Annotated in this window: 12 protein-coding genes; 11 read left to right on the top strand and 1 reads right to left on the bottom strand. The window is 70.9% G+C overall.

All coding sequences use genetic code 11. From position 1 onward, the window contains the following. The first annotated feature begins 62 nt into the window (after window positions 1-62). From ACFSVL_RS01710 to ACFSVL_RS01670, 9 genes are read left to right on the top strand one after another with little or no spacing between them, the layout of a single operon-like run. Entirely contained in the window at window positions 63-902 is an 840-nt protein-coding gene (locus ACFSVL_RS01710; protein ID WP_378299713.1) for an ABC transporter ATP-binding protein, read from the top strand. Beyond that, window positions 899-1714, top strand: coding sequence for an ABC transporter permease (locus ACFSVL_RS01705; RefSeq protein WP_378299711.1), 816 nt, complete (start codon window positions 899-901; stop codon window positions 1712-1714). The genes ACFSVL_RS01710 and ACFSVL_RS01705 overlap by 4 nt, the downstream gene beginning before the upstream one ends. Then, complete coding sequence (locus ACFSVL_RS01700) at window positions 1693-2877, top strand: sensor histidine kinase (RefSeq protein WP_378299709.1); 1185 nt, start codon at window positions 1693-1695, stop codon at window positions 2875-2877. The genes ACFSVL_RS01705 and ACFSVL_RS01700 overlap by 22 nt, the downstream gene beginning before the upstream one ends. Next, on the top strand, window positions 2874-3500 hold the full coding sequence (locus tag ACFSVL_RS01695) for a response regulator (protein ID WP_378299707.1): 627 nt from the start codon (window positions 2874-2876) through the stop codon (window positions 3498-3500). Before ACFSVL_RS01700 ends, ACFSVL_RS01695 begins: the two co-directional genes overlap by 4 nt. A gap of 42 nt (window positions 3501-3542) precedes the next feature. Then, window positions 3543-4283: a GntR family transcriptional regulator gene (locus ACFSVL_RS01690; RefSeq protein WP_378299705.1), complete on the top strand. Its 741-nt coding sequence runs from the start codon at window positions 3543-3545 to the stop codon at window positions 4281-4283. Continuing rightward, window positions 4280-5269, top strand: a complete 990-nt coding sequence (locus tag ACFSVL_RS01685) for an ADP-ribosylglycohydrolase family protein (protein ID WP_378299704.1) — start codon at window positions 4280-4282, stop codon at window positions 5267-5269. Before ACFSVL_RS01690 ends, ACFSVL_RS01685 begins: the two co-directional genes overlap by 4 nt. 36 nt (window positions 5270-5305) lie before the next feature. Next, a complete protein-coding gene (locus ACFSVL_RS01680) occupies window positions 5306-6712 on the top strand; it encodes a purine-cytosine permease family protein (RefSeq protein ID WP_378299702.1) in 1407 nt (468 codons plus the stop codon). Next, window positions 6705-7640, top strand: a complete 936-nt coding sequence (locus tag ACFSVL_RS01675) for a PfkB family carbohydrate kinase (RefSeq protein ID WP_378299700.1) — start codon at window positions 6705-6707, stop codon at window positions 7638-7640. The genes ACFSVL_RS01680 and ACFSVL_RS01675 overlap by 8 nt, the downstream gene beginning before the upstream one ends. Before the next feature lie 54 nt (window positions 7641-7694). Further along, complete coding sequence (locus ACFSVL_RS01670; protein WP_378299698.1) at window positions 7695-9041, top strand: serine hydrolase domain-containing protein; 1347 nt, start codon at window positions 7695-7697, stop codon at window positions 9039-9041. Window position 9042: 1 nt separating this feature from the next. Here the strand turns inward: ACFSVL_RS01670 and ACFSVL_RS01665 are convergent, their stop codons facing one another. Further along, window positions 9043-10179: a hypothetical protein gene (locus tag ACFSVL_RS01665; protein WP_378299696.1), complete on the bottom strand. Its 1137-nt coding sequence runs from the start codon at window positions 10177-10179 to the stop codon at window positions 9043-9045. 67 nt (window positions 10180-10246) lie between these two features. Between ACFSVL_RS01665 and serC the strand changes: the two genes are divergently transcribed. Then, window positions 10247-11371, top strand: coding sequence for a phosphoserine transaminase (serC, locus tag ACFSVL_RS01660; RefSeq protein WP_378299694.1), 1125 nt, complete (start codon window positions 10247-10249; stop codon window positions 11369-11371). Window positions 11372-11621: 250 nt separating this feature from the next. Further along, a complete protein-coding gene (sepH, locus tag ACFSVL_RS01655) occupies window positions 11622-12458 on the top strand; it encodes a septation protein SepH (RefSeq protein ID WP_378299693.1) in 837 nt (278 codons plus the stop codon). The last annotated feature ends 114 nt before the right edge of the window (window positions 12459-12572 follow it).

The raw sequence follows: 12572 nt of genomic DNA, 5'->3' as shown, positions 1-12572 counted from the left end.
GACAGCCGGTTTCCGTCATCCGGACGTCCCGCCGACCGGCCCGAGAGGCGCACGCTCAACCCATGAGCACAGCAGTGCGAGTGCGCGGACTGCGCAAGGAGTACCCGGGCCACCTCGCCGTGGCCGGGATCGATCTCGACATCCCCGACGGCGAGGTGTTCGCCCTGCTCGGGCCCAACGGCGCGGGCAAGACGACCACCGTCGAGATCCTGGAGGGGCACCGGCAGCGGACGGCGGGGGAAGCCACTGTCCTCGGCGAGGACCCGGGTACCGCGGGACGCGCGTGGCGCGCCCGCCTCGGCATCGTGCTGCAAACGGCCACCGACGCGGCGGAGCTGACCGTCGCGGAGACCGTGCGGCACTTCGCGAAGTACTACCCGAATCCGCGGGATCCAGAAGAGGTGATCGACCAGGTCGGCCTCACCGCGAAGGCGGGCGCGCGGGTGAAGTCGCTGTCCGGCGGGCAACGCCGGCGCGTGGACGTCGCGCTCGGCATCATCGGCCGTCCGGAGCTGCTGTTCCTCGACGAGCCCACCACCGGATTCGACCCGGAGGCGCGGCGGCAGTTCTGGGCGCTCATCGACGGGCTCGCCCACGAGGGCACCACGATCCTGCTGACCACGCATTACCTGGACGAAGTCGAGGCGCTGGCCGATCGGCTTGCGGTGCTCGCGCGCGGTTCGGTCGTCGCGGAGGGGACGCCAGCGACGCTCGGCGGCCGCGAACGCGCCGAGGCCGTCGTGCGCTGGCAGGACGACCGCGGCAGTCACGAGGAACGCACGCAGTTCCCGACGAAGCTCGTCTCACAACTCGCCGCCGAGCGCGGGGAACTCGCCGGCCTTACCGTGACGCGGCCCAGCCTGGAAGACATCTATCTCGACCTGATCGGGGAAAAACCGTGACCACGACCATGGCCTTGCCGGGGACGTTCAGCCTCGGCCTCGCCCGCGGCGCGCTCGAGCTGCGGCAGTTCTTCCGCAACCGCGAGCAGGTGGTGTTCACCTTCTCGCTGCCCGCGGTGCTGATGATCCTGCTCGGCTCCATCCTCGACGGCCCGACCGGGCAGACCGGGGTGTCGTCCGGACAGCTGCTCGCCGCCGGGATGATCGGCGCGGGCATCGTGTCGACGTCGTTCAACAGCGTCGGCATCGGCCTCGCCGCGGACCGCGAAATCGGTGCGCTGAAACGATTGCGCGGCACGCCGATGCCCGCGGCCTCCTATTTCGTCGGCAAGATGGTGATGGTCGCGGTGACCAGCGTGTCGCAGACCGTCCTGATGGCCGCGGTGGCGATGCTGCTCTTCCGCCTCGAGCTGCCGTCCGACCCGGCGAAGTGGCTGACCCTGGTCTGGGTGCTGCTGCTCGGGATCGTCTCCTCGACGCTGCTGGGCATCGCGATCAGCTCGGTGACCCGCACCGCGAACGGCACCGTGGCACTGGTGCAGCTGGTGTACTTGGTGCTGCAGTTCATTTCCGGGGTGTTCGTCACGCCGATCACGAATCTGCCGAGGATCATGGTCGACGTCGCGTCGTTCTTCCCGCTGAAATGGATCTGCCAGGGCTTCCGCTCGGTGTTCCTTCCGCCGGAGGCCGCGACCCAGGAAATGGCGGGGGCATGGGAACTTCCGAAGGTGGCGCTGGTGCTGGCGGTGTGGTGCGTGGTGGGCCTGGTGCTCGCGAGGGTGACGTTCCGGTGGACGAACGAAGCGAAGTGAACCAGGCCGACGCGTGGGAGCGGTCGTACTGGTCCTGGGAAGTGCTGTTCGCGGTCGCCTACGTGGCGACCGCCGTCCTGGTGCTCGTCAACGACGGTTCAGCGGCGACGAAGATCGTGTCCGAAGCAGCGCTGGGCGCGATCGCCGCCGGATACCTGGCCGTGGGACGGCGCGTCGTGCACGGCGAGGACAACGGGACCGCCCGCGTCGTCGCGGCGGTGGCGCTGATCGCGTTGACCGCCACCGCCATTCTCGCGACCACCGCGGCGAGCTTCGTGCTGTTTCTCGCCTGCCCGCTGCTGTTCATGCTGCTGGAGCTGCGGCCCGCGGTCGCCGCGACGACGCTGCTGATCCTGCTCGAACCCGTCTCCGCGGTGCTGAACGGCGGCTGGGACAACCAGTTGCTGTCGGTTCTGCTGCCGATGACCGCGATCCTCATCGTCTTCAGCGTGCTGGCCGGGAAGTTCACCAGCGACGTCCTGCAGCAGAGCCGCGCCCGCGCCGAGCTGATCCGCGAACTGGAGTCCAGCCAGGCCGAGGTCGCCCGGCTGTCGCGGGAAGCGGGCACCGCGGCCGAGCGCGAACGGCTGGCCCGCGAAATCCACGACACGCTCGCGCAGGGGTTCACCAGCATCATCACCCTGACCCAGGCGATCGAGTCCGAACTGGACACTGATCTGTCCACAGTGCGCAAGCATCTCGCGCTCGCCGGGCGCACCGCGCGCGAGAACCTCGCCGAAGCCCGCGCGATGGTCGCCGCGCTCGCACCGTCCGATTTGGCCACTGGCTCGTTGCCGGAAGCCGTGCGGCGACAGGCGGAACGGCTCTCGGAGGAAATCGGCGTCCCCGTCGAGTACGAAGTGGACGATCTGCCGACGCTGCCCACCGCGGTCGAAGTGGTGCTGCTGCGCGCGGCGCAAGAAGCGCTGTCGAACGTGCGCAAGCACTCGGGCGCGACCTTCGTCCGTGTGCGACTGTCCGCTGTGGACGGAGCGATACGGTTGCGGGTGGAGGACAACGGGTGCGGCTTCGCCCCGGACGCCGACGGAGCCGGATTCGGATTGCGCGGCATGCGTTCGCGGGCCGAACAGGTAGGCGGCACGCTGGAAGTGCGGACCGGCGAGAACGGCGGCACCGAACTGGAACTGGAGGTGCCCGCGTGATCACGATCATGCTCGTCGACGACCATCCCGTGGTGCGCGAAGGGCTGCGCGGCATGCTCGAAGCCGAGGACGATCTCACCGTGGTCGGCGAGGCCGGTTCCGGCGACGAGGCGGTGGCGCTCGACCGCGTGAAACAGCCCGACGTCGTCCTGATGGACCTGCGTATGCCGGGCCTCGACGGCGTCGGCGCGATCCACGCGATCCTGAAGGAGACGCCCGCGCGCCGGATCGTCGTGCTCACCACGTACGAGACCGACGCGGACATCCTGCGCGCGGTCGAGGCGGGCGCGTCGGGCTATCTGCTGAAAGACGCGTCGCGCACCGAATTGGCCGGCGCGATCCGGGCCGCGCATCGCGGGGAGACCGTGCTGGCACCGTCGGTCGCGGGCAAGCTCATGCACCGGATGCGGAACCCGGAACCGGTGTCGCCGCTGTCCGCGCGCGAGGTCGAGGTGCTGCGGCTGGTCGCGAAGGGGCACACCAACGCCGAAATCGGCCGCGAGCTGCACATCGGCGAGGCGACGGTGAAAACGCACCTGCTGCGGGTGTTCTCGAAGCTCGGCGTTTCCGACCGCACCGCGGCGGTGACGACGGCGCTGGACCGGCAGCTGCTCGACCGCTAGACCCTGGACAGTACAGGTACGGTACAGGTACCGTCCGCCACTATGGTGGAGCATGAGAGCCCGGACCAGCCGCGGCGCGGGGCGCTGAAGCGCCAGGAAATCGCCGGGGAACTGCGGTCGCAAATCCTCGCCGGCACGTACGGCAACGGCGCGCTGCTGCCCGGGGAGAACGAGCTGGCGCAGCGGTTCGGGGTCAGCAGGGGCACGATCCGGCGCGCGCTCGGCTCACTCGCCGAGGAAGACCTGATCGACACCCAGACCGGGGTCGGCTCGTTCGTGACCTTCGACGGACAGCCGCTCGGGGCGGAATCGAGCTGGGGCCACGCCTTCGCGGTCATCGGCGCGGCGGTGCAGGCCGAGATCGTGCGGGCGCAACTCGTCGTCGACCCCGAACTCGCCGCGTCGGTGTCGTCGGCGGGCATGGAATTCCTCGCGCTGGACCGGGTCCGCAGGCTCGCCGACGGCACCGCGGTCTCGCTGGAGCGCAGCCGCGTCCCCGCAGTCGGCCGGATCGCCGACGTGCCGGTCGAGGGCCTGGTCGGCGACTCACTGACCGCGACGATGGCCGAGGCGGGCCTGACCCCGGCCCGCGGCGAACAGTGGATCGCGGTGGCCCCGCTCGAACCCGCCGACGCCGAACTGCTCGGCAGACGCCCGGACGAGGCGTTCCTGCACGCGGTGCGGATCTCCTTGGACGCGGAAGGCCGGTTCGCCGAAAAGGTCACGAGCTGGCTCGACCCGAAACGGTTCCGGCTCCACACGGCCTTCGGCGGCGCCAGGTGAGCGCGGCCGATCGCGCGCTCGGCGCGTTGGAGGGCCTCGCGTTCGGCGACGCGCTCGGAATGCCGACCCAGTCGATGTCCCGGCAGCAGATCCAGGAGGACTACGGGCCGATCCGAGGATTCCTCGCCGCCGGTCCCCGGCAGAAGATCGCCGCGGGCATGCCCGCCGGGTCGGTCACCGACGACACCGAACAGGCCGTCCTGCTCGCCGAACTGCTGATCGAGGGCTCCGGACAGGTCGACGTGACCGCGTTCGCCGAGCGGCTCCTCGGCTGGGAAGCCGCCATGGCCGAACGCGGATCGCTCGACCTTCTCGGCCCCAGCACCAAATCCGCGCTGCGCAGGCTGTCCGACGGTCTCCCCGCCGAGGAAGCTGGCCGCTACGGCACGACGAACGGCGCGGCGATGCGGATCACTCCGCTCGGCATCGTGCGCTCGACCCGCTCGGTGCCGAAATTCGTCGACGCGGTCGAGGCGACCAGCGTCGCCACGCACAACACCTCGCTCGGCATCGCGAGTGCCGCCGCGGTGGGCGCCGCGGTGAGTGCCGGTGTCGACGGCGCCGACCTGGCCGGAGCAGTGGAGATCGCGATCGCCGCGGCCGACGAAGGAGCCCGCCGGGGACATTGGGCGGCAGGCGGCGGGATCGGCCCGAGACTGCGCTGGGCAATCCCTTACCTCCAAACGCTTCCGGCCTCCCGCCGCGCCGACGCGGTCGCCGAAGTGATCGGCACTTCGGTGGCGGCGCAGGAATCCGTCGTCGCCGCCTTCGCGCTCGCCGCGACGGCCGAGGATCCCTGGGACGCGCTGTGCGTCGCGGCCGGGCTGGGCGGAGACACCGACACGGTCGCCGCGATGGCCGGCGCGGTTCTCGGCGCGACGCACGGCACGGCGGTGTGGCCGGACCGGGAACGCGTCGTCCTGCACGAGGCGAACGACCTCGACCTCGCCCGCATCGCCCGCGAACTGCTCGCGCTGCGCGCCTGACCCTCCCCCGAACCACCGACGATGTTGGGAATCCCGATGCGCACTCTTTCCGCCGTCGAACAACGCGGCATCGAACCGGTACCCGAGAACCAGCGGAACGGAAGCCCGCTCCAGCTGTTCTGGGTGTGGTTCGCCGCGAACATCTCCATTCTCGGGCTGCCGCTCGGCGCGACACTGGTCGCGATACAGGGCCTGGACATCTGGCAGGCGCTGGTCGTCGCGGTGATCGGCGCGGCGGGCTCGTTCGCCGTGGTCGGGGTGATCTCCACCGCCGGACGCCGCGGCGGTGCGCCGAGCATGACGCTCTCGCGTGCGGTCTTCGGCCCGCGCGGCAACGCGGGCCCGACGTTCGTGTCACTGCTCTCCCGGCTGGGCTGGGAAACGGTGAACACGACGACCGGGGCGTTCGTGCTGCTGTCGTTGTTCTCCTTGCTGTTCGGGAGTTCCGCGGACAGCAAGACGGTGCCGTTGCTGGCGCTGGCCGCCATCGCGATCTTCGAGATCTGCACGCTGCTGGTGTCCGGGCTCGGGCACGCCGCGATCCTCGTCATCCAGAAATGGGCCACGTGGATCTTCGGGGCGCTCAACATCGTCGTGGCGGTCGCGCTGATCGCCACCGTCGACTGGTCCGCGGTCACCGCGATCCCCGGCGGCTCGTTCGGCGCGGTTCTCGTCGGCATCGGCACAATGGCCGCGGGAACCGGGATCGGCTGGGCGAACGCGGGCGCGGACATGGCGCGCTACCAGAAAACCAGCGCCAAAACCGCGCATCTGGTCGCGGCGAGCGCGGCGGGCGCGGGCATCCCGCTCGTCATCCTCATCGGCCTCGGCGCGCTGCTGAGCGCGGGCGACAAGGCACTGGCGACCGCGGGCGACCCAGTGGCCGCCATCCGGGACCTGCTGCCGTCGTGGATGGCCGTGCCGTACCTGATCGCCGCGTTCGGCGGGCTGCTGCTGTCGAACCACCTGTCGGTTTACTCGGCGGGGCTGACGACCCTCACTCTCGGCGTGCGCATCCCGCGCGTGTGGGCGGTGGCGGTCGACGTGGTCGTCACCTTCCTCGGGTCGATCTACTTCATGCTGATCGCGGACTCGTTCTACGGACCGTTCATCAGCTTCATCTCGTTGCTGGCCATCCCGATCACCGCGTGGCTCGCGGTGTTCCTGGCGGACATGCTCAAGCGCCGTTGGTACGACGCGGACGCGTTGCTGGACATGGGCCGCGGCGGTCGCTACTGGTACACCGGCGGCATCGAGTGGCGGGCGGCCGGTTCCTGGCTCGCGGCAACGGTTTGCGGCTACGTGCTGCTCGCCGCGGGGCAGAGCGGGATCGCCTGGATCGTCGCCTTCGCCGTGGGAGCAGCGGGATATCTCGCGCTCGGCGGCGCCCGCGGCGAGCTGCGCGCTCCCGCGCTGGCCGACGCGGAGCAGACCCGTGGCTGAACCCCGTCTCGTCTTCACCGGAAACGTCATCGTCGACCTCGTCCTGACCGTCGACGCGATCCCGGAACCCGGCGGCGACGTCGTCGCTTCCTCCAGCTCTCTCACCGCGGGCGGCGGCTACAACACGATGATCGCCGCGCACCGGGACGGGCTGCCGGTGGTCTTCGGCGGGCAGTACGGCACCGGCCCGTTCGGCGACGTCGTGCGGTCGGCGCTGGCCTCGTCCGGGTTCGAGGTCGTGCAGCCCGGACTGGCCGAGGCCGACAGCGGCTACTGCGTCGCGATGGTCGACGCGGCCGCGGAACGCACTTTCGTCACCTCGGCCGGAGCGGAAGGCCACCTGACCCGCGACGATCTCGACCGGATCGCCGTGCGGCCCGCCGATCTGGTCTACGTCTCGGGATACAGCCTCGCCCACCGCGCCAACGCGCAGGCGCTGCCGGGCTGGCTGGCGGCTCTCCCCGACACGGTCCGCGTGCTGTTCGACCCGTCTCCGCTCATCCGCGACCTCGATCCGGACACCGTCGCCGCGGTGCTGGCGCGCACGGACATCGTCACCGGGAACGCTCGGGAAGCTCGCCTCCTCACCGGCGTCGAAGATCCCGCATCCGCCGCGCTCGCGCTGGCGGAACGGGTGCGCGGCCGCGCCGCGATCGTGCGCACCGGCGGCACCGGCTGCTGGGTCGTGCCCGCGGAGTCGCCGGGCTCGGTCACGAACGTGCCCGCCTATCCGGTCACCGCCGTCGACACCAACGGCGCCGGCGACGCACACGGCGGTGTGCTCGCCGCGGCGCTGGCTCGAGGAAACGACCTGACGACGGCCGCCCGGCGCGCGAATGTGGCCGCGGCACTCGCCGTGACCAAGCGCGGACCGGCGACCGCCCCGACCGCCGAGATGATCGACGAAGCACTCCGGCTCGCCCGCTGACGGCCACGCCGACCGCCGCTGCCCGGGCTGAGCTGCCCGGGCAGAATGACGGCCATGCTCGACACCACCGAACTCGCCCTGTACCGACGGCTCGCACACGAGCAGTCCGTCAGCCGCGCCCCGTCCCTGCTCGCTGCCGTGGTGCGCGGCGGCGAAGTCGTCTGGTCCGGAGCCCGCGGCCGCGTCGGCGACCAGCGCCCGGACGACAACACGCAGTATCGGCTGGGGTCGATCACCAAGACGATGATCGCGACCGCGGTCATGCGGCTGCGCGACGAGGGCAAACTCGACCTCACCGACCCGCTGGAACGGCACCTCCCGGGCACCGCGTTCGGCTCGGTCACCGTCGCGCAGCTGCTGTCGCACACCTCGGGCCTCACGTCGGAATCGCCCGGCCAGTGGTGGGAGCGCGCGCCCGGCGCGGACTGGGCGGCGCTCGTCGCGAGCCTGGAGAAGGGCGCGACGAAGCTGCGTCCCGGCTTCAAATTCCACTACTCGAATGTCGGCTACGGCGTCCTCGGCGAGCTGGTCGCCCGGCACCGCGAGCGGCCGTGGTTCGACGTCGTGCGCGACGAAATCCTTACCCCGCTGGGCATGAACCGCACGACCCCGCACCCGGAAGGCGCGCACGCCGAAGGATTCGCCGTGCACCCGTTCGCCGACGTGCTCCTGCCCGAGAAGTGGCCGGACGCCGGCGCGATGGCCCCGGCCGGCCAGCTCTGGTCCACGATCACCGACCTCGGCCGCTGGACGTCGTTCCTCGGCGGCCACACCGGCGACGTGCTGTCCGCCGACACCGTCGACGAGATGCGGACGATGAACACCGTCGACGACACCGAGGTGTGGTCGACCGGGTTCGGCCTCGGCCTGATGGTCGTGCGCTACCAGGGCAGGCACCTGGCCGGGCACACCGGCTCGATGCCCGGTTTCCTCGCCGCGACCCTGGTCGACCCGCGCAGCGGCACCGGCGCGCTGTGCCTCGCGAACTCCACCGGAGGCGTCGGCATCACCCAGCTCTGCCTCGACCTGCTCACCACCGCCGACGACCTCGAACCCGCGCTGCCCGACGAGTGGTTCCCGTCCACTGTGGACCCGGAGCTGCTCGCGCTGACCGGGCTGTGGCACTGGGGCCCGTCGCCGTACTTCCTGCGCGTGCAGGGCGACGGCCTGATCTCGCTGAACCCGGCCGTCGGCGCCGGGCGCGCGTCGCGGTTCCGTCCCGAGGGGCCAGACACCTGGATCGGCCTCGACGGGTACTACGCGGGCGAAACGCTCACCGTCGGCCGCGACGCGGACGGTACGGCGAACCACCTGAACCTCGCGACGTTCATCTTCAGCCGCACCCCGTACGACCCGGCCGCGCCGATTCCCGGCGGGCTGGACGAGGCCGGCTGGCGCTGAGTCAGCTACCGACCTCGACGCTGGGCTCCGCTTCGGCGTCGAGGTCGGCCGGCCGTCCGGTCGGGGACAGCCACGCCTTCGCGTAGAAGTCCTGCCCCGGCAAGCCCACCAGGACCTCGCCGATCCGCGGCGTGCCGTACACCCAGAGCCGCCGGTGCTCGATCAGCTCGGCCGCGAGTTCCGGCGGGCAGTGCTCGATGCCGAACCGCCCTGGCCAGCCGGGTTCGAGCACGAGCCAGCCGGTCACCGAGTCGTCCGGCCACACGTTTCGGTCCGGCAGCGCCGCCCAAACCGGACTGAGCGAACCCCGCCCCGACCGCCAGGTCTCCCGGGTCTGCGCGGCCCACGCCACCGCGACCCCGCCCCAGACCAGCGCGGGAATCAGCACCGGCCAGCCGGAGCCGCCGAGGAACCAGAACGCCGCGACCACGCCACCCACCGCGATCGCCACCGCGAGCACCGCGGCGGACACGGCGACGGCGGCCTGCCAGCGCAGCCTTCGCAGCGAGCGCTTCCGAACGGGCAGTCCCGCCGGGTCAGTCGTGTAGCTCCCCGGCATCGCCACCCCGCCGATCTCCACCGTGACCCGGCCGCGGGCGTCCGGCTCGTCCAGCCGCAGCCGACCGGTCCGGCGGAGTTCGCGGGCCTGCTCCGGCGGGCAGTCGAGCAGCGTCAGATAGCCGCGCGGACGGACCGTGAGGCGCAGCAGGCTCGGCGGCTCCTGCCCGTAGTCCCACTGGGTGGTATCCCCGTCGAGCACGACGCGGACCTCGCGCGTTGATCCTTTCGGCCGCACCCGGCCCCACGGCCGCCACCACCACAGCGACCCGGCGAGGAACGCGACAGCGGGCACGAGCGCGAAAACGGCGGAGGCGACCTCGTCCGGGTTCGGCGGCTCGACGAAGAACCCGACGACGACGAACGCGGTGAACGCCACCGAAAGTGCGAACAGCGCAGCGGGGATCACTCGACGGCGGAACCACGCGCGCCGCCACGGCACGAAAACCAGCACCACCGTCGCCGCCAGTCCGACCGGAAGGCCGATCAGCGCACTCGAGTCCCACGGGTGCACCAACACCGTCAGCGCGAAGAGCGCAAACCATCCCCAGCGCGGCCGGTAACCGTGCGTTTCCGTCACGATTCCACATGTCGGACACGCGCCAACCGCCGTTACCTGCGTTGTCCCGACCTGAGAGACTAAGCACATGACCGACGCTGAGTTGACGATCCCCGCAGACCTCAAGCCGGCCGACGGCCGCTTCGGCTGCGGACCCTCGAAGGTCCGCGAAGAGCAGCTCGCCGCCCTCGCCCGGTCCGGCTCCACTTACCTCGGCACCTCGCACCGGCAGAAGCCGGTCAAGTCGCTCGTCGGCCGCGTGCGCGCCGGCCTGTCCGAGCTGTTCTCGCTTCCGGACGGGTACGAGGTCATCCTCGGCAACGGCGGCACGACCGCGTTCTGGGACGCCGCCGCGTTCGGCCTCGTGCGCGAGCGCGCCCAGCACTTCACCTACGGCGAGTTCTCCTCGAAGTTCGCGACCGTCACGAACAAGGCACCGTTCCTCGGCGAGTCGATCGTGGTGAAGGCCGACCCGGGCAGCGCGCCGGAGATCGCCTACCAGCAGGGCGCGGACCTCGTCGGCTGGGCGCACAACGAGACCTCGACCGGCGTCGCGGTGCCGGTTCAGCGTCCCGAGGGCAGTGACGGCGCGCTGGTCGCGATCGACGCGACGTCCGGCGCCGGCGGCCTTCCGGTCAAGGCCGAGGACTTCGACGTCTACTACTTCGCGCCGCAGAAGTCGTTCGCGTCCGACGGCGGGCTGTGGATCGCCCTCGCCTCGCCCGCCGCGATCGAGCGGATCGGCGAGATCGGCGGCGGCGACCGCTGGATCCCCGAATTCCTGTCGCTCACCACGGCGCTCGACAACTCGCGCAAGGACCAGACCTACAACACCCCCGCCGTCTCGACGCTTTTCCTGCTCGCCGAGCAGATCGAGTGGATGAACGGCGAGGGCGGCCTCTCCTGGACCACCGCGCGCACCAAGGAATCCTCGACCCGGCTGTACGAATGGGCCGAGAAGACCTCCTACACCACGCCGTTCGTGACGAACCCGGACCTGCGCTCGCAGGTCGTCGGCACGGTCGACTTCGCCGACGAGGTGGACGCCGCCGCGGTCGCGAAGGCATTGCGCGCCAACGGGATCGTCGACACCGAGCCGTACCGGAAGCTGGGCCGCAACCAATTGCGCGTCGGCCTGTTCCCGGCGATCGACCCGGACGACGTCACGAAGCTCACGCAGAGCATCGAATACGTCGTGGAACGGCTCGGCTGAGCCAAAACCACGCATACCGCCCCGCCAGCCACCCGGCTCGCGGGGCGGTTTTGCGTTGATGACCACTCGTTCGTGACACACCGTGGTCGGCGTGTCACGAAGGCGGCCGGTAACCGTGCCGGAGAAAATAGCCCGGAAAGGGTCGTCGGATTGAGTTCGGTTGGGTGAGGCGTCGGCGCGCCTCGCACGTCAAGCCGACGCGCCGTTCTAACGTGGGCACCCACAAAGGTGAACACCGGGGAGGCGAGAAATGCGGGCGTTGCGGGTGGTCGGGCTGCACGAGGACGGGAAGTCCCTCGTGCTGGAGGACCCGGCGAGCCGTACCCGCTTCCTGCTCCCGGCCGACGAGAGACTGCGTGCGGCGGCGAGGGGGGACATAGCCCGGCTGGGCCAGATCGAGATCGAGTTGGAGAGCCAGATGCGGCCACGCGAGATCCAGGCGCGAATCCGCGCGGGCGAGTCCGTCGAGCAGGTCGCGAGCAGCGCGGGCGTCTCGACGCAGCGGGTGGAGCGCTTCGCCTATCCGGTGCTGCTCGAACGGTCCCGCACCGCCGAACTCGCGCAGTCGGCGCACCCGGTCCGCGAGGACGGGCCCGACGTCCAGACGCTCGGCGAGGTCATCGCCTACGCCTTCGGCGTCCGCGGGCACGACTACAACCAGGCCACCTGGGACGCCTGGCGCGGCGACGACGGCAAGTGGGTCGTCGTGCTGCGCTGGAAAGCCGGCCGCTCCGACAACCGCGCGCACTGGTCGTTCTCGCCCGGCGCGCACGGCGGAACGGTGCACGCGCTCGACGAGAACGCCGAAGTCCTGCTGAACCCGAACTCGTACGTCGCCCCGCGCACCGTGCGCGCGCTGGCACCAGCGCGTGATTCGGTGGTGCAGCCGACGCTCGACGCCGTCGAAGAGCCGCGTGCCATCGAGGGTCCCGAAGAGGGCGACGACGACACGCGCGAGATTCCGCGCGTCCCGGGCGAGTCCGACGGCGACGACGCCGAACAGCCGCGCACGAAGGCCAAGAAGAACCATCCGATCGTGCCATCCTGGGAGGATGTGCTGCTCGGAGTCCGCACCCAGCGCGGCTGACCCGGGCCCGCTTCAAGCGCCCCAATGTGGCATTGGTTGCGCTGAGCGCACCCAATGATGCTCCTATGGTGTGTCAAGGGGTGAGGTGGTGGATTGCGGCGAGGTCTGCTGTGA

Origin of the sequence: Amycolatopsis silviterrae (assembly GCF_042684085.1) — a bacterium.
Classification (GTDB): Bacteria; Actinomycetota; Actinomycetes; order Mycobacteriales; family Pseudonocardiaceae; genus Amycolatopsis; species Amycolatopsis silviterrae.
The sequence above is the reverse complement of the archived record's forward strand: the minus strand, read 5'-3'. Positions and strand labels throughout refer to the sequence as shown.